Origin of the sequence: uncultured Roseobacter sp. (genome assembly GCF_947488185.1) — a bacterium.
In the GTDB taxonomy this organism is placed as follows: Bacteria; Pseudomonadota; Alphaproteobacteria; order Rhodobacterales; family Rhodobacteraceae; genus Roseobacter.
Genome location: NZ_CANKYM010000001.1, coordinates 672,820 through 695,078 on the forward strand (window position 1 = coordinate 672,820; position 22,259 = coordinate 695,078).

Genomic DNA, 22,259 nt, shown 5'->3' on the forward strand with positions numbered 1-22,259 from the left:
ACACCCCTCGGGTGTCAGCAGGTTCGATCAAGGCGAGATTGCATGCTGCTACTGGTCCCGCATCCGCTATCGCGACACCAGGTGACCGCGCCTTTTCTGATCCAAAAATGCGCCCTGCATGCGTTGCGCTGATGGACCGAGGGTGAAAGCGAGGGCCGCCCTAGCCAGTCACGACTGACGGACCAATGTGGGCGACGGTTGAGCGCGAGCGGCAGACGCATAATGGTTTCGCATTCACCGGGACAGCGCAAGACCGCCCATTTCAACTGCCCATGTTCGCCAACAAGCACGATGTCTCCCGGCCCGATGTCCTCAGGAGATGGTTGTGTCTCGACGTGTCTCAGCAAGACATCTGGCGGATCGATCAGACGTAGCGAAACCAGAGCGGTGCGAAGGAAATCTCTGATCATCTTAGGCCACCCGGTCCAGGAACGGGGTGATATCGCCAATTCCCCAGAATTCGCTTTCGCCACAGACCGGGCAATCCGGATCGATCTTGGCCCCGGTGCGCCGGTCTTCGGGAACCTGAAATCGCCGCAGCCGCTGGGTGACTGTCCCGCCAGTACTGCGGAACCCGGTCATGAGCTGCAGCATCTCTTCCATGGCCATGGTTGCAACCGACGTTGTCATCGAAATGAAGGCCGGCTCCGGATCGCCTCCACCCAGAATGTAGCCGTCGTCGACCTGTTGACGGAAAGCCTCCGGATCGCGACGTCGGAGTTCCTCTGCGCGGGCGCGAGCAGGATCGACGATATTCCGGCACAAGAGGCACGCTGCCCCGGGATAGAGCGTTGTGACGCGGCCGGTCATATCGCGAATTCCCGAGCCGCCTCTCTCGACGGCAAGCCCGATATCAACGACCGAGGTCTCATAGAAATACGCAAAACGGTTCAGCAAGAGCCGCCCTGCGTGATCGTCTGTGCAGCAGAAAATCAGATCGGCAGACACCAGTAGATCGCGATGTGAGGCATCCAAGATATTGCCCTGTAGGCCGATGGCGCTCGTGCCAAGTCCCATTCCATTGATGTGATCGGCGACAACCTCAGCCTTGGGCCGGCCGACATCGCAAAGCCGCGCGCCGTGAAGCCGGTGCAAATTGGTGTCCTCAACAATATCGGGATCGAGAATGACGGGGCAGCGAAGCCCGGCCCGCGCCAGCATGACTGCAAGGGGCGAGCCGGTCCCCCCTGCCCCAACGATCAGGACGCGCAACGCCTGGATTTGTTCGTTGAAGAGTTCACCAAAGACCCGGGCCTGACGGTCGAGATCGCTGCCGCGATCCGCAATAAGGGGGTGCCGATCCATGATGCGCAGCTGCGATCCGGTGATCGAAACGGGTGCGGCTTGAGACGCGCCGTCCTTGTGCCAGACCCGCGCTTTCAGCGTATCGTCCGGTAGCACCAGAAGGCTGACGAACTTCGCCTCCGAGCCATTCCGGTTCCGGGTTGCCTGTGAAAGCGCCATTTCGTTCATGTCATCCTGTTTCGAGAATGTGGGGTATCCACTTGGATGCCCGTGCAGGAAGCCAGGTGCGAAGCCTTCGCTTTGGGACTGGCGAAGGATCGGCATGAAGGTGTCGGTTTTCACCGTGATGTGTTTTGACGATGACGATACGATATCGGTCGCGGTGAAGGGCTGGATTTGCCGCAGAATGTAGCGGTGACGCGGCTTGGTGGTGACCGGATCGCGGGTTACCCGCGCGGAACTGAACAGGGCCCAGGCGCCGCCTTCCTTGGCGCCATCAAATGCGGCTTGCCGCAATGGCTTAAGGAACCGCTGCGGGACAATGACATCATAGTCCATTAGACCGCCTCCCGCAGGGCGTGCTCGACACGCTTGATCATTGTCCAGATGCCGTCTTTGCCAGGGCGCCATTGGGAATTGTGCCGCGACCAGCGTTGCCAGGTGATCCCGGAAAAGGGATGCGGAACGTCGGCGCATTTCGGATAGGCCCCGTTGGCTGCCCGGCGAAGCCAGGGGTGGCAATAAAACATGTCGGGCGGCGTATCTGGATAGCCTGCGGGCAGAAGGATCAGGATGTCCGTCTGTCCGACATCGAAACCGCCGTCCGGCAGGATGAAGTCCTTCAAGACGATCCCGATCTGCTGCTTGTCGCTAATCTCCTGGAAACCCGGGGCCGCAGTCGACAGATAGGATTGGTCGCGGCGGGGCAAAGCCCCGCCACCTTGTGCATCTCCAGCCGTGGTCTGTTCGATAACGGTGAAGAAACGTTCAAGTCCGTCCGCGCTCAGATCCACCAGCTGGTCGTTGGAGACCGGCTGGTCCTCGCCGCCCCGAACCTCACGCCAAAGCGCATAGGTTGCGGGATCCACGCCGGCGATCTCTTTCAGTTTGAGACCGGTGATTAGCTTGGTGCCCCATTCGATCCGCTGCCCGTCGATTTCAAACCGGTAGGAGGCGGCGCTCTCAAAGGTCAGAAAGCGTTCAGCTCCCGGCCGGGTCAGGTCGACGGTTTCATCGAGACGGATTTCTTCAAATCCGCCGCCCCGAAGCACAAGGAAGATGAGGTATTCATCGACCGGTTTCTGCTCCGTCAGGGCCAGCAGCTGGCGGCCCGTGGGCTTGGGATCATCGATGGGATAGCGTTCATCATCAATGCGGATGCGGAAGCGTGTCGCGCCGGGGTCATGGCGCCCTTCGCGGGCGCAGGCCTCAAGGTCAAGGAAGGTGTTGTCGTCAGTCATTGGTTTAAGTCCTTTTCAGATGTTGTGGCGAATGCCGCTCACACCCACAAAGGCTTGTGTTCACCTTCGATTCCGACGCCGAAAAATATATTCTGGAGTTGTCCGAATCGGCGCTTCCGAAGCGCCTTAGGGAGTGTCCCACTATGCAATAAGGAGGACGGAACGTTGGGCGCGATTGAGCCTGTTGACATCAAGGAGACGGAAGAACTCCGGGACGAGCTTGGCGCGCTGTGCATCACAGACAAAGTTCGTTTGAAGAAGATCTCGAAAATTTGGGCCGATGTCGCTGGAGACATCGAGCCTGAGGACCTGTTGCATGAAGCCATGATGAAGGCGATTGAGGAAAACCCTCGAAGTCGCCGCCGGTGCCCCACGGGTGTCGAGCTGGTGAAATTCCTTTCCGGTGTCATGCGCTCGCTTGCGAACAATCGCGTGGAGTGGCGCAAACGCCGAAAGGAAGCGCTGGCCGCAGAAATCCAGCACCCCGAATATGATCTTCTTACTGCGGCAACCGCTGATACGACGTTCCGAACTCCAGAAGAGGAATTGCTACATGCCGAACACGAACAGGCGTTCCATGCTTTTCTCGAAGAGCAATGCAAAGGGTGTGAGAAAACCCATCTTGTGTTGCTCGGTGGGTTTGATGGCCTGCGGGGTCAGGACCTATGTGACTTCGCTGGCGTGACAAAAAAGGAGCTAGCTACGATCCACCGGCGTATTGCCCGAATGATGGATCGTTTCAAAAAAGAACGGAGCCAATCATGACGACCAAATCCAAACGTGAAGAGCTGTTTGATCTGACGGATAATGTCGTCGATGCAATTCTCAACATGAGCGACGAGGAGATCCTCGCCGATCTCGAAGAGGATGGAATTACTGCAGAAGATGCAGGACGCGCATTCGACAGTCTGCTGGACAGCGCCCGGATGAAGGCAGGACGAAAGGCCCTTGCACGCGCGCGCGACGAAATGAATGCCGATCGCATGGCATCGTCTCATGGTCGCGTCGTCACCGCCACGGAAGCACGCGTCATTGTAGCGCGGATCGCACGCGAGCAGCCAAGCCTTACACAGGCTGCCCGCAATGCCTGTGAAGGTCCAATGTCGGACCCGGAAGTGCTCGACCTATTGGCGGATTTTCGCGAGCTTGGTGTAGCATTGCCAGGAGAGGGTGACCCGTGAAAGTGCTATCGGATGCCGAGCACCACCTTATCCGCTACGGAATTTCGGAGCCGGGCCAAATCGATCTGGAAACGATCGCCTGGACCATGGGCGCGAAGGTCAGGTTTCGCCAGCTGGAGAGCTGCGAGGCCAAGATCACCGGCGTGCAGGACAAGGCGATCATCACCGTGGATGACCGATTTGGCGCACGGCGCGCACGGTTTTCGCTCGCCCATGAAATCGGCCATTGGAAAAAACATCGCAATCAGATCCTAACCTGCGCCAAGCAGGACATCGGATCGGTCAACGGCAGAGCCAAGGCAAAGGAGCGCGAGGCGGATCGGTATGCTGCCCAGCTCATCATGCCCAGGTTCATGTTTCTGCCGCGTATGCGCGATACCCGAAGACCTTCATTTGTCACCATAGATGAGCTCGCAGAGACCTTCGATGTTAGCCGTAAGGCAACGGCCCTTCGCTTCATTGATCTCAGCCCGAGGGAGACGATGCTCATCTGTTACGGGCCAAAAGGCCGGAAATGGTTTCGGAGGTCGCCGTCGTGGCCGGAAGGCTGGATGCCGCGCAAGAACCACGACCCGGACACAGGTGTAATGGAGTTGCTGTTTGGTGGTGAGGCGGCAGCCCCACGGGCACATCTATATCCAGCAAGCGGCTTTTTTGGGCATTATCAGGCGGCCGATTTCAACGTCTATGCCCATTCGATGCTTTCGGGCGCCCGATCGCAGCCTGAACACAGGGAGGTGCTCACACTCGTGTACCCTGAAACGGTCGATATGTTTCTGTCGGCAAGCCAGTCGCAGCGCTGGTAGGACGGTATCTTGTTGACAGATCGAGAAACTCGTGTGTCGAGCTCGAAGCTCGGACCGCCAATCACGATGGATCTAGCTGGCGCCCGACGGGCGCTGCAAAAAGTCTCGTTGCCGGCTTGTTAATCCCAATCGCGATTGCAAGCCGCGACGCCCTGCCCCTCAGTTACAACTGAGAGACACTGCCACATCCGCACACACCACCGCGTACTGCGGCTTGTTCGCCGGGACGGTTCCGCCCGGGACGTTCGGCGCCTGCTTCGTCGCCGAACCACCGTTGGAGTTCACATAACTCTCCAGATTGGTCTGAAGGCTCTTCCAAAGCTTGTCCGCCCCTTCGAACGCCGTTTCTTCCGCTGCACTGACAAGACTCGGGTACACGCGGTCAAAGGCGCGCGTGTAGAACTCCATATGACCACCAACTTCACGAAGCCCAAACTCCCGGTTTCCGGCTACCGGGTGATCTCCAAAACCCAATACCAGCGCCTCATCAGTCACAGGGGAAAACACCCAAGAGAATTCACTGGTTCTCGACACAACGACAGCGGCCTCGTCGTTGCCCACGCCGCCGAGCGTGCTGATTTGAAACACCATAATCGTGCCGAGGAGCGCTGTGCTCTGCGAGCCCCAGTCACCGGTGTCATCGCCATTGTACCCATCAAAGCTGGCGACGGACTGGTCAAAGAAGCTGTTGAGGTTCTTGCGAACGTGCCAGAAGAACTGCTTCTTGTTCATCCCCGATGGAAGCGTATCGATCCGCACGACATATTCGTCGACGTTGACCGCACTGCCGGTCCCCTCATCAATCCGCTGGACCTTGTAGTCCTTGGCAGAATGCCCCCGGTTGGCCCGCGCCTGCTGTAGAGGCGCCGCATCCGGCTTGAAATTCGCAAGATCGACCCACGGCGACCAAACTTCAGCTTGACTGGGGCTAGCAGCGAGCCACAGGGCCGCCACCGTGAAGAGCAGATTGGTTCTCATTGCATCATTCTCCGTTTCTTTCGGTAACCGAGGTGACTAGTCCAGTTTTGACAAGTCAAAGACAGCCCGCATTCTGGCGCCGCTGTGATGGTAACCCAGCTCGCGCGCATTCGGACCACCTGTACTGGCGGGCGCTCTGACTAACGTGGCGGATGTCGTGCTTGCCTCACCGTCGCCCGCCGCGGCGTCGCCAGTTTGATTGCCCGGCATTTCCATGACAAAACTCGGCTCCTGAACCCGGGCCCGCTCTTCCACCGTCTGCGGATCGGCCGGTTCGAAGGCTTCGACTTCTTCAACCTGCACATGTAAATCGTCCAGGTCCTCCAAAACTTCCTTCGGGATCTGCAATAACCACGTTCCGTCACCCCTTGCTGTCTGCGCCGCCTTGACCGCGACGCTACCGGCCTTGATCGGGTGACGCTTGTTCAATCTGAGAAATGCGCGCCTGCTTTCCGGATCATTCCGTCTGATCGGGTTGAAGTCCTTGGGATCAATCACGCCAGTGTCGAAATCCAGCGGCAACAACAGATGGCTGCCTCGACCTGCGGCGCTCACGGGCAGCGGCACTGTCTCGCGATAGGTCCGTCCATGTGCATCCTTGCCTTCCCGAAAGACCGTTACCTTCATCCGAGGTGCTGCATCCGCACCTTGAACAATGTCTGCGAGGTCTTCGAGCCGACACCCCCGCTCAAGCGCCAACTCCGCCGGCGTTTTCATTTCTTCTTCCATTCCATCCGGGATAGATGCGCCTGCTCCGGGAGGGATGGTGGCAGCCGCACCATCTGCCGCCTTCGAAAGCGAACTCAAATGCCCCTGAAGCGCATGGCTGATCCGACGGCGATAGAATGTAGGTCCGCACATCCTGATCCGAATGCCATCTCCCTCGCTTTCGGGAATGCGCGTGACGTCGACGATGCGCTCGGGAAGCGGCTGGACGAACTGTCTAACGGGCCGCGAACACCTTAGAGCAGGGCGCGTGTGCGGCTGATAGCGCACCAGACCAAAACGCACGAAGGTTTCGGCGGCCTCGCTGTCTTCCAGCGTAACATCAACGTACCAAGTCTCCTTTTCCGGATCAAAGCGCGGCACATAGGTCAGAAGCGACACCATCATCGGCGGCACTTGGTCTTCTGCGGCAGCGTTTTCGGGGGCCTCGTCGTCCGACAGCGGCATCTCCACCATAGGCACGAGCTCTGCTCTCTGCGGGTGACCTTCTTCCAGATCGAGATCCGGGAAATCACCCGGCGAGAAGAGGATTTGGCGGTGGTAGTTGCCTTCACGCACAGGGTCGGCTCCGCGTCGCGAGACAAATCGCCCGCCTGGCCCGAGATGACCGTCTTCAAAGGGCATCGGATCGTCTACCGCATCCCCGCTCAGCGGTGCGCAGATGATATCGACAAGCTTGCGCTTCGTGAGACGAAATTCCTTGAGATCGTTCAGATCGATCTCGCGTGGGGTTTCGTCATCTTCCGACTTCCGCAACTTCACTTTGTTCTTGCCGATCATCCAGTTGTCCGCGGGCGAGATATGCGGCGGCCAAAGGACAATCCCGAGGCGCTCGTCCTCACCTGAAGAGAACCATTCGCGCCCTAGCGGAATGCGGATGATCGAGCGTCGGTGATGAGTGAGCATCCTGCTCTTCTTGGCGTCTTCATCTGGCGCGTCATGCCGAAAGGCTGGAAGCGGTGCACGGGCGTCTGGTTTCGCCGGACGCTTGGTAGCTGGGAGAACGACCTCGACCTCGTCGCTCAGCCTGCATTGCGCCTCCGCTCGCAGGTCTTCGCCAGCGACAAGTTCGCCCACATCATGATGCAACCCTTCGGACGCAACCCAAGGGTCTCCCTTTCGAAGCCGCCGGTCCGCGGAGCGCATGAACTGCGCGGTGCGCGGAAGTCCGTTGACCCAAATCCACATCCGCCGTGCCTTGCCATCGGGGAATAGATGCCTTTCCGTGATGCGGATGTTTCCGAGATCGCCCTCCTCAAAGAGCCGCCGCAAGCTGAGCTTGCGTTGGCAAGCCGCGCCGCTCGGACGTGGCAGGTTCTCCGCCCTGAGAAGCGTCACCTCAGCACGATCAAAGGCGGTTTGGCCACTCGGGTAAACATGGAAACCAAAGAGGCTTTGAGCATCGCGAAAGACCTTGTCGTTGCCGCCGGGTTCGGCGCCCGACGGATCATCCACCAGCGGCCACCAGCCAGCGCGGCGAAGCGCCAACGACCGACCGCGAAGCCGATCGTCAAAGGCCGTCGACCCAGGGAACGCCATCCGGGCGCGCACTTCGACCGCGTCGATCTGGTTCAGATCAAGCTGAACCTCGCCGTCCAAAATCAGGTTCGTCGATCCCTTTGCAGCGACGGTGATTGGCGTGGCGTCGTCAGTACAGACGTTTAAATTCTCATCTATCTCAAGGGGGCGCACCGCCTTGCCAAGACCCGGCTTCTTTCCCGCCTTCTTCCGAGCTGCAACTACCGCGTCGTACGTCTTGGGACCAGCAGCATTCTCTCCTGGTCGGAACGCGCGCAACGGCTTGGGCGCCTCGCCCCCAGTTGGCGCCTGAGCTGCGAACTCAGTTCCGTTGAAGTGCTCATTCGACCCGGCTTCAGCGATGACCGGCTGGATTGTGGCACGGTTCGATGCATGAACTGCACGCAGCCGCGACACGGCCGAGATTTCAGGCATCGGGTGTCGGATCATGCACTTCCGCACAGCGTTCGCCAATGCAAGAAGCGTCTGCATCGACGGCGCACTGACACCACCTGGCCCAAAGAACGCCTTGCCCTCCACACCGCTTTGCAGCTCGGAGATGAGACCTTCGAGCATCTCCTGCGGCAGGCAAAGGTTCGCGCCCTTGCACACTGCCTGAAGACTCGATGCAACAGACTGCTCACCCACCTGGGAAAGCTGCACGCCCAGAGCCTGAATGACCGAGAAATCCCTCGCGAGACGCTTGGCGCTCGGCAGGAGCCACAATTCGATGTCGACCCATTCGTGCGGGGCCAGTTTGAGGATCAACTCACGGGCCAGAAACTTCCCTGACGACCCGCCGCTTCCTTCATGCGCCGGGTTGAAAAACATGCGTGGGCGATACTCCATGATTTCGTCCAGCATGCTCGGGACTTTCTCGCGGGTCTTGCTGCGATTTAGCGTCAGAAGAACACGGCGGCGATCCGGATAAGTATGGCCCCCAACAAGGTCAATCGGTGCAATCCCACCCGATTCCGACGTGTTGTCCTGTACCATCGTCATCCATTCACCCGTGCCCCCTTGCATCCGCGCGCGCACGACCAAAGCCTCCGCAGCGGGATCGGGGTAGTAGGCGCTGTCGGGCGAAAATCCGGCAGCAAAGACCGAACCGTCAAAGTCTTCACCTTCCGAAAGCGACTGATCCGAAGGCGCGTCTTCAATACTGCGCGTTAAAAAATGCTGTCCGCCATTCAGGCCCTTGAGATATGTGGTTTTCACCGAAGGGAACCCGCAACCGCCCTTCTGTTGCCGCACGAAAGTCAGACCACCAGTGGAGGTCGGCGTCCTTTCCAGATCGTCAAAGACTCCCCGAGTTGGGTCTTCAGGCCGCGAGGAAGGCCCCGCCTTTTCATCCGGCGTACCCATATGCGTCGCCGCGCGCGCAAACGGGATCGACGGGATCAGGATGACGCGACGCGCAGAGGCAGGTTGCCCGCGTGATGTGAACCGCTTGTCTCTTGGGTTCTTCTCGTTCTCATCAGTACTCCGCACAAGCATCAGACCAGCCTGATCGGGGCCCATGGGGCCATTGGTCCTTGCGGCATGCCCCTCCGGCATCAACACTTGAGGCGCACCTATTTTCGCCTGTCGCAGAGCTCGGACATAAGGCCGGACATTTGGCCCTACACAGGTATTGTCCCCGTCTACACACTTCTGCGACGCCGCCTGCATACGCGTCGACGGGTAATAAAGGTCCGCACGTGTATCGGTCTTGCTGGTATCATCTGGGAAATCGGCACCGTCCAACGACCGTCCGCCAGAAAATACAGCAGCGAGCGCAAACCGATACGGGCGTCCGTAGCGCAATCGCGGGATCTGGTAGTCGTCGCCGTCAGGAATGCTCAACTCACGTCCGAAAATCAGCACGTCAGCCGTCGTCTTCTCTGCACCCGGCTGCGTGGAGCACTCGACGCCCATCGGGCCGCCGTCCCAGACCGATACCGCCTGCTCGAAAACAGCTTCGGTTTCGAGCTCGTCATCGGCATTGGGTGTGGCAGCCTTGGGCAGCATCCGTCCGGGCACGTTCATCGCCGCGCTTTCAAGGGCGACCCGCTCCGATGAGCCGGCCCGACCAATCAACCGCGTGAGCACGCGCTCGATCCGTCCGGAGTTTCGCCATTTCGGGCCGGTTGTGCCAAATTCAATCGCCCGCGACATCATCGGATGCCACTTGGTGCACACGCTTCCCGGTGTGCCAATGAAGAAACGGTAACCGGTCGTCAGATCTTCCCCGTCGAGCACGATGGAAGTGCGCCCATCGACAACACAGGTGGCAATCTGTCCCTTATCCGCCAGCTTCGCATCGCGGGCCGCCATCTTGCGAATAGCCTGAGCACAAAGGCCCCGGTCAAGCAGCGTGAGACCGACGTCCTGTCGGTCACCTTCGTCATCAAGCCCTGCCCCGTCGCCTGGCTCATTGACACCGGGCGGAAGAGCATTGGATGCCGTGGCCGCCGCACCCGGCGTCTTCTCACGCGCGTTTGTCTCTTCTTGCGTTTTGACCTCTTCTTCGGCCTCGGAATTCGCCTGTTCGATGCTGCGCCGCTGGATTTCCAGCTCCATCGCGGTGCGGATATCGAGGCTCGTGATGTCAAAACGCGGTGTCTTGCTCGTCAGTTCGTTGCCCGAACCAAACCCCATGACCATCAGACCGCCATAGTGGCGCGTCCGGCCTTCCGCCGGTGCGCTTGATGCGTCCCCCCGACAGTCGGCTTCCTCGCGGGAAACGGGCCAGAAGTGATAACAAGTCGCGTTGCGCTCAGGCTCGGTGACCCGCAGAAGCGTCCAGGGACGCGGCAAATCGGCTTCTATCGACCGATCAGCAGTTTCGTTCAGATCAACACAAAGATGCGCGTAGTTGCCCGCTTCCTTCAGCGCCTCCGCATTACCGTTGACGGTCAGATCCAGTTCGACATCCACCGCCAGCATGGCAGCGCGCGCGAGCGTCGGCGTCGATTGCAGCGTGAAGAAACTCCGCTGCGCCGCATCGAGGCTTTCGGACGTCTCGGACTTTACGTCCTTCTGCGCCTCTTCGTCCTCTTTGGTCCGATATTGCTGCCAATTGGCATACCGTGCTGCGGCGGTCAGATCGTCAAACCGGTCCTCGCCATTGGCCGCGTCGCCTGGGGTCACGCCGTTTTGCCATTCAGGAGCGGAAGGTTCGACGCAATCTTGCTGCGCCCCTTCCTCCAAGATGCCCTTCGCTTTTGTGTAGAGCGAGACCGAAGTATTGCGCTCGTCCGTCAAATCACTGAACAACGCGGTCCGCTCCGCGATCCTGCGACGTCGACGCAGTTCAGCAATCAGGTCTTCATTGCTCAAAAGCGCCGCCTTGACCTCTTCAACCTCGTATTTCCGCTTTCCCATCGGATACTTCGTCGTGTCTTCGTGCGGCATCCTCGGAAACAACTCCGACAACCGTAGTGCGTAGTCGTCGAAGGATTCATTCGCTCCACGCGGCTTCTCTTCGATGACCTTATCGGCCAGATCGCGCAGCGGGCTTTGGCCGTCCACGTGCCGGAGCTTGTCGCCCTCAAGCACCTGATCGCTCACAGCGGACGTCCGACGACGCAATGGCTTCGGAAGCCGCGCGACCTCTTCCTTGCACGCCGCTTTCAGCGAATCTGAAAGCGCCAACGCCCGCTGGTTTTCCAGTGTGACCGCGAGGTCCGCGTGGCGGATGTCGAGCGCCGCCACGACCTTCATCTTGGCCCGCCCGGCCTCCTCCGTTGGAGCGACCTGACCGTCCGGGCCGTAAAGCGATGCGTCGGGAGGCGTGTTCGTGCCATCACCAGAGCCCATACCCGACGACGAAACCGCGCCTCCATCGAGCGACCGGCTGATCCGCGTTCCGAGTCCCTCCCAATCACTCTTTGCGATCTTTGCGCCCTTAATGATCCCGTCCTTGTCCGCCAGATCGTACTTCCAGATCGAACCGGCCCAAGTATCGCACAGTGTTTCAAGGTCCTCCAAGGTAAGGCGCGCCAGCCCGGGCGCGGTGAATTCCACCTCCTGCTGCAATCCGTCACAAACCCGGCCCGAACCTGTTTTGTGTGGCACAGTCGCGATCATTCCCTTGATCGGACCTGTCAAAAGCCTGTGGATTTCTTCCGGCCACCGGTCGAGCGCAACTCCGTCAGAGCTATTGGCCTTGTCGAAATAGGGCGTCAGAAGCAGTGTGGCGCGGAGCTTAGTATCGCCGCAATCGTCAACCGGGCAACTGTCGTCACTCGACGGCCTTTTCACCGCGCCGTTCGGAACGATCCGCGCATGAATGCGCACTCGCGGCATGTCCAGTTCTTCGAGTTCCTCGGGAGTCAGGTCGGTTCTCATTCAAACAGGTCCTCGGCAACGTCGTCGGTGAAATAATCTGCATACCTGCGCCAGTTCCGCGCCTGACATGCGGTGCGGGTATCAATGCGCGGCACATTGTCGTCGAGCTGCTCCAGCCCCTCGGCACTCAGACCGAGTTCGGCAAAGCGCATGCCGCTCTGACCGAACGGCATGTTACGAAGGCTGGCTTGCTGCTGACCGCTGAAACCTTTCGCCTCCTTCTTGAACAACACGACCGAGTACTCGAAATCCGCGAGTCCCATCGAGAACGAGAACGAGAAAATGGCCTCGCCACTCATGTCGCCGTTGACCATTCCAAGCCGAACGGAGAGAGACGCCGCAAACGAGAACACCCAAATCTGAGCCGTTCCCCCAACGAAGAACGTGGCACTGAGTTCGGTGAGCTTCTGTCCGTTGTCGGCAATCGATTGGCGAATATAGAACCCCGCCATCAACCGCCCTTGCCCCGTCAGTGGCCCAAACGCGAACACGGCGGAGCCACCGAACTCGAAGCTCGCCTCGAAGCCCAAAATGCCGTTGGCATTGGCCTCTATGCCGAAGAATCCGCTGCCCCCATATGGCGTGTAAGTTATTGTAAATGGGCTTAATCTCGTCGAAAGTGACGCTTTGAACCGCGCATCCTTGTCTTCGAACGGCAGGATCGCGGCTGTCGCAAGTCCGACGTTCGAAATCGCCATCGCCCCGACCGAGAAATCGCCCAGGTTGAGAATATAGCCCGCCTCGACGCCGAGCGGTGAAAACTGCGGCTCCAGATAGAAACCCGAGTTGCCTTTCGGGGTGAGGAAGCTCTGGAACTGTTGGACAAACTCCAGCATCGGCCCGATCTCGTAATCCGAATACGAAATCTCGAACTGCATCTTCTTGCCGGTTTCGGCGGTGAAGGTCGCGCCGTTGAACTTCAGCGTCAGCGCGTCAAAGGCATCGCCCACCAGCTTCACGTCAAAGGCGTCGAGCCGACCGACCGTCTTCGCATGAACCGCCGCCTTGTCGAACCCGAGATCAATCTTGATCCCCGCCTCGATGGTCAGTTTCGACCCGGACCCCGGCGCAAAAATGCCCGCCGTCGCCTGCCGCACCTTGTCGCCCAACTCGACACCGTAGCCGTAGCTCATGTCGATCTGCGTCGGCACAAGGCTCAGGATGTAATCCTCCACCTGATCCCGCAGATCGGTAAAATCAATCGCCGCAAACAGATCGCCCTTGAGGAACTCAGTGACGATGTCCTCGATGTTGCTGCCGATCTCGACCGGCGTCGGACGAAGAACACGCCACTCGTTGAGAAACGCCTGAAGGAAGGTGTAGACGTCGTCGGATTTGTTGGTGGTGAGTTTGATCCCGCCTTCTGTCGCCAACTGTTCCAGCCAGGCGACGTCGCCTGCCAGGCGGTCGTTGGTACCTTCCAGATTTCCGCCCCTGGCAGGCATGTATCTGCCAGGCACTTCTGGACGTCCATCGGGTTCGACAAATAGTACGTCGCTCACGCCAAAAGCCTGAACCGCTTCGAGACCGGCAATTCCGTTTCTGAAGTCGCAGAACTGTTGGTAGACCTCTAACAGGCTTTCTGGGCCGTTCTTCCCAGCGAACTTTGGCTGTACTTCCTCGCCGTTGGCCGGAGGCGGGAAGTCGAAATCGAGGGAAGGGAACTGGATTCCAAGCTTCGCATTCAGAACCTTGGCAATCGCATCGTTGGCAAAATCAACCACCTGACTGCTGACCTCGGTAAACAGAACTGCGCCCTGATCGGCAAGTCCCTCAAGCGCCTCGACCAGACGTCTTTCGATCTCGTTGACCACGTCGAACTTGGCGATGCCTGGATCGGGTGGGCTTTGCAGAAACCTCAGCAGGTTGATATTTGGTTTGTCCGGAGGCGCGAATTCCGCTTTTGCAAGCGCCTCTGCCCTAGCGTTAGGCGCCGCAGATTGCACCTTCTCCAGTTCGACACGCACCTTGGCAAGCCAGTCGGTATACTCGTCGAGCACCTCAAGGATGTCTTCGGTTACTTCCTTGATGCTTGTGCCAAGGAGAGCTTCCAGTTGCGTCACAAGAGCGGGCTTCGCCTGCCCCGCCGCGCGGCGAAGCATCGTCTTGGCGCTCTCGAGAAGTTTCCTTAGTTCCTCAGTGTGAGTCAGCAACAGCGCAACGGCCTGATCCACATAGGCATTGGCACGCTCCTGCAATGCCGCTTGCCGGTTGTTCAGGTTTGTCACCAGGGCCTGTGCTGAAGTTTCGAGTTCTTCAGTGAAGTCGCCAAGGCTCATGACCCTCGCGAGTTCACTCGCAGCCAATGTCGCTACGCCCCCACCCGCGGCCAACTGCACGGCCGGATTGTTCACCAGCTTCTCAACAGACGTGGCGATAGCAGCAGCCCGCTCAACGACCCGCTGCATGAGCGCGCGCCGCTCAACGATCATCTGGCGGAAATCACGGTGAATACTGTCGAGATCGCCAAGCTTGCCGAAGCTGTCCAGATTGCATTCGAAGTTTGCAAGCAGTTCAAACTTCTCGGCAAACCGCACCATCCGTGCCCTGTCAGCCGCAACATCGGCAACAGTGGCTTCTATCGCGCCGGCAACAGCGGCGAGTTCGCCTTGTGCGGCTGTAACATGCTGCAACTGCACATTAATCACTCTTCTCGCCTGTTGCAGCAGTTGCTGGGCTTCCGCACCCAGTGCTTCGACTTCCGGCGCTACCGCATCAAGCTGGCTTCGAGCCGAAGCAATCTCGGAGCGAGCGCCGTCGACCTGCGCTTTGAGCCCCGTGACAGCGCTGTTGAAGCCGCCAAGCTTCTCGGCAATCTGCGCGTGGATACCATTTCTCCCCGGGTAGATTGCAGTCGCGACCTCCTGGAACGGCTCAAGCGTCTGCTTGCAAAGCGTCTCGAACCCGGTCATCGGTCCGAAGTGCAACTCCGCCAGCCGGACGATTGCGTTGAACGCCAGTTCGAAGTCTCCGGCCTGAATCCCGGCAACCGCTTCGCGCACATGGCGCTCTGTGTCCCTGAAGAGGTTCCATTCGTCGCTGAAGCCGGTCTTGATCCACCTCTTGAGCGCCGCCTTTACGTCCGCTTGCGAGACATTTTCGAAACTTTCCAGCAGCGTTCGATACTCGGCCAAAGCTGCTTGCGCGGCTTTCTTGGCATCCGAGTCCGCCAAAGCGGCGACTTCACCCTCAACCTCCTCAAGGCGCTCAAGCGCAATGGTCTTGATCTGCTCGGCGAGCGTGATGCTGTCAGTCCGCCAGTTGAGAATACCCTCAAGAATGCGTTGCGCACGACCTTCTAAACGGCTTGTAAACTCTGACCGCGTCTGTTCCAGCAGGTCCTCAAGCGACAAACCACCGCGCGTTGTGATCTGAAGAATGATCATCAGGCGCAGTAGGTCACGGACCTCATCTGCTGTGGGTTGAAGCCTGTTCCACGTCTGCGAAAGACTCGCATTCGGCACTGGTGGAACCGCAAAAATTGGAAGAAACGCCGGACCGCCATCTTCGGGAATGAGCGCTGTGACGATCTTGTCGGCGAACCCTTTGACTTCAAAGGGCAGCGTGTCGGATTGACCTGAAAAATAGAGCGCGATGTCGGCAAAGGTCTTGATCAGTTTCGCATCTTCTTCGAGGTACTGGCTTGCAAGCTCCAGGACCAATTCCGCGCGCCGCTCCTCCAGAACGTTGATAAGTTCCAGGATCCCTTCGATCCCGCCGCGCAAGCCCGCCTCTATTCGGCGACCCGGGTCCGAGGCCGCGCGGAACAGGGCGTCGAGAAAACGGCGGCCTGCCGCGAAGACTTCGCTGACGGCAAGCGTGAACGCGATGGCATCTGCCGCGCCGATAGCGCGGGCCAATGCCGCGTCGAAGGCCACGAGCGTGCAGTGCAGATCGGGGAAAATCTTGGCAAACGAAATGTTTCCGAGCAGCCTTGCCGGGACTTTTTTGGCAAACCGCTCGATATCACGGTCCAGTTCGTCCCAGCCCTCGCGGATGTCGTGAATAGCCTCCGCAAGTGGCACAATGACCGTCGTACGCACCAGATCGACGGTCTCATCGAGCGCCGACAACGCGTCACCGACCGCGTTGTCCACCTGACCAATGGCCGATTGAACTTCTTTCGCACCATACTTCGCCTGCTCCGCCAACTCGGGCATTCCCGTCGACGGCGGATCAAGCTTCTGAATGAACTCAAACAACTGCTTGATGCTGACAAGGCCAAGGATTTTGGCGTTGCCATCCACAATATCGCTATAGAGTTTCTTTGCCTTTTCAATGGTTTGCTGAATGTTCGGATCAATCACAACTGGCGGCGCTTCCGAACAGAGCGACGGCAGGTTCTCCACTTCGCTGCCCGCACCGTTGCTCGCAACGGCCTTTGGAGCCTCGCCAATCTCGAACGCTCCGGCGACCGACAACAGCCTGTCGCAAGCCAACGCTCCGTTCGCATTCAACCGGTCGCTCCACGTCAGCACACCGCGACTGCGCGACAACCCGACAACGCGGCCCGACGGCCGATAGACACCGCCGGCGTTGTCGCCTTTGTCGCCCATCGTTAACTGAAGCTGATCGATCATCGCGAGGTACGTCTCGGCTACGTTGCCCTCGATGGCATACTCCACCGGACCATCGCCACCCGTCGTCGCCGGAAGGCCGTACTCGACGTAATGTGCATCCGGCATCGCTCGCAGGAAACGCGCATCGATCACCTGCCCACCCCGCGCGCCCGACAGCGGTCGACCGATCAACCGTTCCGCTTGCCGAACCCGGATGCGGCAACACTCGACGGCCGGATAAAACGGCGGCTGATCCGCTCCCTGCAACACCGGGTCGCTCCGGAAAACCGTTTCCTGCCGCTTCCAGGTGAGCTTTCTCGCGGTATCTTCAGGTTGCGATCTCGTGCTCGACAACCCGGTCGCACACAGCGTCCAAAGCTGGGTTTCGGCACTCGCGCTCCCCGCTTCCTTCTCAGCTGCATACCGCCGTTTGCCGCCGCCCATGTCGAGGGTTCGCACGTGCAATACCGGATCGAACTCTCTCTGCCCTTGCGTCACGGTCAAAGGATCCGGCGTCGGCAAAGCATTGTAATACGCCGCGAGGTCGCTCAACGTCCCCGGGTCGTTCGCTGCAACGTTGTCGACAAACAGCAGCGGCATGTCCGAAACCGTGCCATCGAGGTCCAACTCGAAGCGCACGTTGGCGTCGGGCAACTTTGCCGTTCGCGGCCAGAAGACCAACCCCTTTGCGGCCTGCCCCAACTGAACGCGCCCGCCCGGAAGAGCCAAGGCCTCCTGAGTCTGCCTGAGTTCGTCATCAGACGGATCAACGATGTCCGGTGTTTGCGTCGTGAGGTTTTTCAGCCGTTCAACCGGGAACCGCCGCCCTTGCGCGGGCTGCTTCAGCGCCGGGAACAGCTTTTCCGCCTTGCCGACGCGAATGAACAATCGCTGACGCAGCGCCGCCCGGATAGCACCCGTCGCCGGGTCGATGAAGAACTCGCGCTCCGTGACCTGAACCAGCGACGCCCGCTGACCAATCGGCCAGAGGAACCCCTTGTAGACAATCTCGCAATGCACATCTCGCCCGAGGTTCGTCCATTGCTGCCAGCTTTCCACTGACACAGCGTCGAAAAGCGCATCGCCATGGCTGTCGAAAGCGGCCGCAAAGGGTTCGAAGCTGCTGGCATGGCGGAGCGTTCCGCCAATGGGAGTCAGAGACAGTTCAATCGTCTGAAGTGTCCGAGGCTCATAGAGTGCGCTACCCTCTTCGACGTCCGCCAGACGGTAGCGGAGTTCCGGCTCGGATTGACCGGAGTCGGCGACAAGCTGACCGTTAGGCTTGCGTCGCCCGAGAACTGGAAGACCCCAGCCCGAACTCAACAGAACCAACTCATGCCGCGCATAGGCATCGATGGCGGCACGAAACTTCATGTCGCGTGCATCAATTCCATCGCGGCGCTCCTTCTCTCCGGCAAGATAGGCAAAGAGCCGCGACAACGCGGGTTGTGTCGGAAGCGGATCTTTGACGTCCTGCACACCCATTGCACGGGTTTGGGTTTGGTGCTCGCCGATGTGCCAAGGCGCAATCGGCCCACGTGGCGGCGCGCTTGCGCCGGGGAACCGTTTTCGGGCGGCCTCTGCCGGATACGGCGGGTTCTTCGCCGTCGCATCGAATGCCGGAAACAGCTTCCTTTGGGCACGCGCCGTGAAAACGTCCGGGCGCAGGTCGGGAGAATGAATGGCCCGAAGGTTGGGGTCGACGTCGCCCGTCAGAAACTCGGCTGACCAGAGCGGCACATAGGGCTTCTTTTCGAACAACGGTATCCCGTGACAACCGTTGTTCTTGTCGTCCTCGTCGTGCTTCTCCGGCTTGCAATAGATACCATCGGGAACTTCACCGGAGTTGACCACGACAACAGCGTTCTGATCGGGCGAAAGCGTGAGGCGTGCGGGGATCTCGATGGCCGTTTCCCGCAGATGTGGAGCATCGGTCAGCGATCTGGCGATCTCGCCAAGACGTGTGCCCGACGTCACGAAGGGACCCGAAGTGAAGTTGAGGAGATCGAGCCGAGCGCCCTGCGAGAGATCGAGGCGGCGGCGCGAGGCAACGTCGATCCGCCCTGTCTCGCTGGGGCGATAGACGGCCTGAGCCCGGCGAACAACCGAAAGGTCGAAGTCGGAAAACCGCGTCAGGCTCGACAGCGAAAATGGTAACCGGTCCCGCACTTCCTCGGCACGCGCATCCGACGGAATATCGAGCGTGGCAACCCTGTTGCGCGCCACCGAGATGCCGTCACGGCACCGTACGCGAAACGCCAACCGCGACGGATTTGCGATCCGCCCGCGCGCCGGCATGTCAAGAGGCTCCTTGCCCTTCAGAGCTTCGACGAATTCTGCCTTGGCCCGTTCGCGCACAGCCTGGATCATCGCGTCGGTGAGGCCAAGCTGTCCCATCCACGCAGGTGTCCCATCAAAAACATCGGCATGGGTGGCTTCGATGAACTCCGGCGCGACGTCGGCAATTCCAGCAAACGTATCGAAGGGTGTCTTGTCCCTGGCAGCAGGCTGCTGAGCGTTGCTCAGCCCCTCCAATGCAACGTCCAAAACCAGGTCCCGATAAACGGACCGGAAAAGTTGGTAGGACGGGAATTGCGTTTCCAGCCGTTGTTCCAGCGCAAGCGCACCCTCAAAGGAAGCATCGGCCCGAGCAATACGCCTCATTTCCTCGGTCAGAGAAGCTGCTCCGAGATTTCCTGCATCGCGATGCAGGTCCCTTGCCGCCTGCGCGACTCTGGCGAGGAGGCGCTCGGCCGACTTGGTGAGCTTTGCCTCGAACGTCTGCCGCCAAACCTTCATCGCGACGCGCATCACGTCGGGGTCAAGCGCGTAAGGTCCGATGTAAACCCTCTGATCCGCCGGCACATCGTTCAATTTCGACAAGCCCGCGACAAAGCTTGTGGAGAGTTCCGCAAATGGGCGCGGAACTGGCTCCGGATCGGGCGCACCCGCTGCTTTTGCCGCTTTGGCCCTGCCATCAGTCGCCTGCGCTTCCGCTTCTTCGAACGCCACCTTCGCGGTATTCAACGCGGTGCGGAACGCCACCTTCGCGTCGTCGCTGTCCAGAAGTCGGAGAAGATCGACAACCTGTTGTCGATCGTTTGGATCAAGCCGCCAGCCGGCGCCCGCCGGAAGTGCAGTGAGAAACACGCGATCACCGACATAGGTCACGGGCTCCGACGCACCCTCCGGCGTCACGATCATCTGAGGATGCTTCGCTTCGACCGTCGATCCTTCAAAGATCACATCCGGCAGTTCCTGAAGACCCGGTCGGAAGAACGCCTCTTCAAACAGGTGCTGCCCAGGAAACTCCACCACAAGCACAGGGCGACCGTCGCGTATGTCGTGGCTTCCGTCCAGTTCCCGATCCGTCGTGATCGGGCACGACGCATTTCGCCGAACAAGCTCCGCCCGGTCCCGTTGCATCGACAACGCCATGTCACCAAACCGGAACGTCAATCCGAGAAGATTGTCCGTCCGTGACGCCACAAGTGCTGCGTCGGACAGATCCAACTGTCCGATCTCTTCAGCCCCCTTCGGAGCGGCCAACCGGATGTAACTCGTCTGCGGCGCTGGCAAGTCGTTCGGCGTGTAGAGCAGCGTCAGCGATGTCGGCGCAAATGTCAGACGGTTGAAGTCCGCCTCCTCCAGTTCAACAGCGGCCTCGCGCAGCACACCGTTGACCTCGATCCAGTCCGTTCGCGGACGACGACGTGGGACAAACGGCCCTTTCTTCTGCCGTCCCCAAAAGAACACCGCCTGAACCTGATCGCCATGGCGTTGCCGAAACGGATCTTCCACCGTTCCGTCTTCGGCGTCATCTTCCGGCGCGGGCCCGCGAAATCCGAGCGGACCGATCGGGCTGTCAATGCGCCAGTGACGGTTGGCCGCCGCCTTGAAATCGCCACCAAAACTGACACTGCCCTCGCATTGCGCATAGTCGAAATCGTTCATGCGCGCAGGCGCATCGACGCGCTCAAGCAATCGCCCGCGCAGGGTTTCGAACGGTCCGGCGGCCGCCTTCGCATTCCCGGTGATATCGATCTGGGCCCAATCGGTCAGAAGCGACGCCTCAGAGCGCAACTGCCCCGGCGCAACCTTTCCCGGGCTGATCTCGGTCGGCTCCAAAATGCGGAAGAGCACCTGGCTGTCCCCTCTCGCGTCCGGGTCCATTTGCAATGTCAGCCCCGGTGCCAGCCCTCTGGCCTTGAAGACCAATGGCGCATCGCCCGGCGCAACACGCGACTGCGCCACCAACTCAAATGCCCCGGTTGCGACCGACGGGCCGGAGCGCTCATCGATATCCGGAACAGGCTTCGGTTCGTCGTCATCGTCTTCTGGAGGATTGCCGTTCGCGGATTCCGGCGGCAGTTCCGGCGCCTCCTCCAGCGGCTCTCCACCAACCGGCTGCCACCGCATCATGAAATCCGAAAGCTCAAGCTCTGGCGCCAATGCGTTCAGAAAGACACCGTTCTGCGCAACGCGCCACGTACCGGACTGATCGAACGACAACAAAACATTGCGCCCCGCATCCTTGTCGGCGTAGCCAACCTGACCGTTGAAGACGAGCTGCAACGTCGAAGTGATCCGGCCCGCATCGACCAGAAGCGAGAACCCGAAGGGCGTCTGCGTGCCATTTCTGCGCTTGGGTGCCTGCGCAACCCAGGCGTCGAGCCTCAACGCGCCGTCGATCTGCGCCTCGGCATCATACTCCTCGGCTGGCTCCAGTTCGAACCAGCGTTTCGATGTCGGCGCATTCCTGAGCGACCAGACATCGGTTGCCGCACGGATCGTGTAGACCCGCCGCATTGGCACAGCATCAACCGTCAGCTTCTCCAGCCGCTCCTTGATCACCCTGCCCACGGCATCTGGGTTCCGTTTCATGTCTTCGAAGAGCTCTCGACCCTCGGTATCGACCTCAAGGTGCTCGTCGAAGATAAAACGTACTGTCCGCCCGGATACGCGTCCGTAAGACACGTCGTGCAGCGTCACCGTATAGCGTCGCCGCCCCTCCGGTGTCCGTTGATTGCGAAATCGAACCTTTGTTTCCGGCCCGAACCGAGCCGTCTCAATGCTCCAAACAGGGCCAGTCCGCTGCTCAACCTCAGCGCTTTCATTCGCATCGTCTTCTTCAGGAGCCGCACGTCGCACCGTGTTGACCCCAAGTCGCGACCAGAAAGCCTGCCGCTCGCGCGATTGACCTTCCTCTATCGCGACCTTTAACAGCCCGTCCGTGGTGGAAAAGCTAAGATCTACGTGCTCGGGTTCCAACACGCTATTCTCGAAGATGAATTCAGCATGCGCCGCAAAAGGAACCGCAGCGGTGGCGCCAATAAATCCGCGCCGGGTAAGTTTAATTGACGCTACTCGGGAGGTAATAGAACCCGAGCCGCCTTCCTCATCAGACGACAATTTCCCCCCCTGAAAATTTTTTATTCAATTTGGAAAGCGTAC

Annotated in this window: 9 protein-coding genes; 3 read left to right on the plus strand and 6 right to left on the minus strand. The window is 59.7% G+C overall.

The window, feature by feature from the left end:
* Positions 1–14: 14 nt before the first annotated feature.
* From Q1A52_RS22840 to Q1A52_RS03475, 3 genes are read right to left on the minus strand one after another with little or no spacing between them, the layout of a single operon-like run.
* Positions 15–410: a DUF6527 family protein gene (locus Q1A52_RS22840; RefSeq protein ID WP_367277988.1), complete on the minus strand. Its 396-nt coding sequence runs from the start codon at positions 408–410 to the stop codon at positions 15–17.
* A 1-nt stretch (position 411) separates the two neighbouring features.
* Complete coding sequence (locus Q1A52_RS03470; protein WP_300010899.1) at positions 412–1,803, minus strand: ThiF family adenylyltransferase; 1,392 nt, start codon at positions 1,801–1,803, stop codon at positions 412–414.
* Positions 1,803–2,705 carry a multiubiquitin domain-containing protein gene (locus tag Q1A52_RS03475; protein WP_300010902.1) on the minus strand — a complete coding sequence of 301 codons (903 nt, stop codon included), beginning with the start codon at positions 2,703–2,705 and terminating at the stop codon, positions 1,803–1,805. The genes Q1A52_RS03470 and Q1A52_RS03475 overlap by 1 nt, the downstream gene beginning before the upstream one ends.
* Before the next feature lie 165 nt (positions 2,706–2,870).
* Here Q1A52_RS03475 and Q1A52_RS03480 point away from each other — a divergent pair, with 165 nt between their 5' ends.
* The 3 genes from Q1A52_RS03480 to Q1A52_RS03490 are packed head-to-tail and all read left to right on the plus strand — an operon-like array spanning position 2,871 to position 4,692.
* Entirely contained in the window at positions 2,871–3,470 is a 600-nt protein-coding gene (locus Q1A52_RS03480) for a hypothetical protein (protein WP_300010905.1), read from the plus strand.
* Positions 3,467–3,886, plus strand: coding sequence for a hypothetical protein (locus tag Q1A52_RS03485; protein ID WP_300010908.1), 420 nt, complete (start codon positions 3,467–3,469; stop codon positions 3,884–3,886). Before Q1A52_RS03480 ends, Q1A52_RS03485 begins: the two co-directional genes overlap by 4 nt.
* A complete protein-coding gene (locus Q1A52_RS03490) occupies positions 3,883–4,692 on the plus strand; it encodes an ImmA/IrrE family metallo-endopeptidase (RefSeq protein WP_300010911.1) in 810 nt (269 codons plus the stop codon). Before Q1A52_RS03485 ends, Q1A52_RS03490 begins: the two co-directional genes overlap by 4 nt.
* Before the next feature lie 159 nt (positions 4,693–4,851).
* Here Q1A52_RS03490 and Q1A52_RS03495 read toward each other — a convergent pair whose 3' ends face one another.
* From Q1A52_RS03495 to Q1A52_RS03505, 3 genes are read right to left on the minus strand one after another with little or no spacing between them, the layout of a single operon-like run.
* Complete coding sequence (locus tag Q1A52_RS03495) at positions 4,852–5,670, minus strand: hypothetical protein (protein ID WP_195819304.1); 819 nt, start codon at positions 5,668–5,670, stop codon at positions 4,852–4,854.
* A 36-nt stretch (positions 5,671–5,706) separates the two neighbouring features.
* Positions 5,707–12,246 carry a hypothetical protein gene (locus tag Q1A52_RS03500; RefSeq protein ID WP_300010915.1) on the minus strand — a complete coding sequence of 2,180 codons (6,540 nt, stop codon included), beginning with the start codon at positions 12,244–12,246 and terminating at the stop codon, positions 5,707–5,709.
* On the minus strand, positions 12,243–22,079 hold the full coding sequence (locus tag Q1A52_RS03505; RefSeq protein ID WP_300010918.1) for a hypothetical protein: 9,837 nt from the start codon (positions 22,077–22,079) through the stop codon (positions 12,243–12,245). Before Q1A52_RS03505 ends, Q1A52_RS03500 begins: the two co-directional genes overlap by 4 nt.
* Between the last annotated feature and the right edge of the window lie 180 nt (positions 22,080–22,259).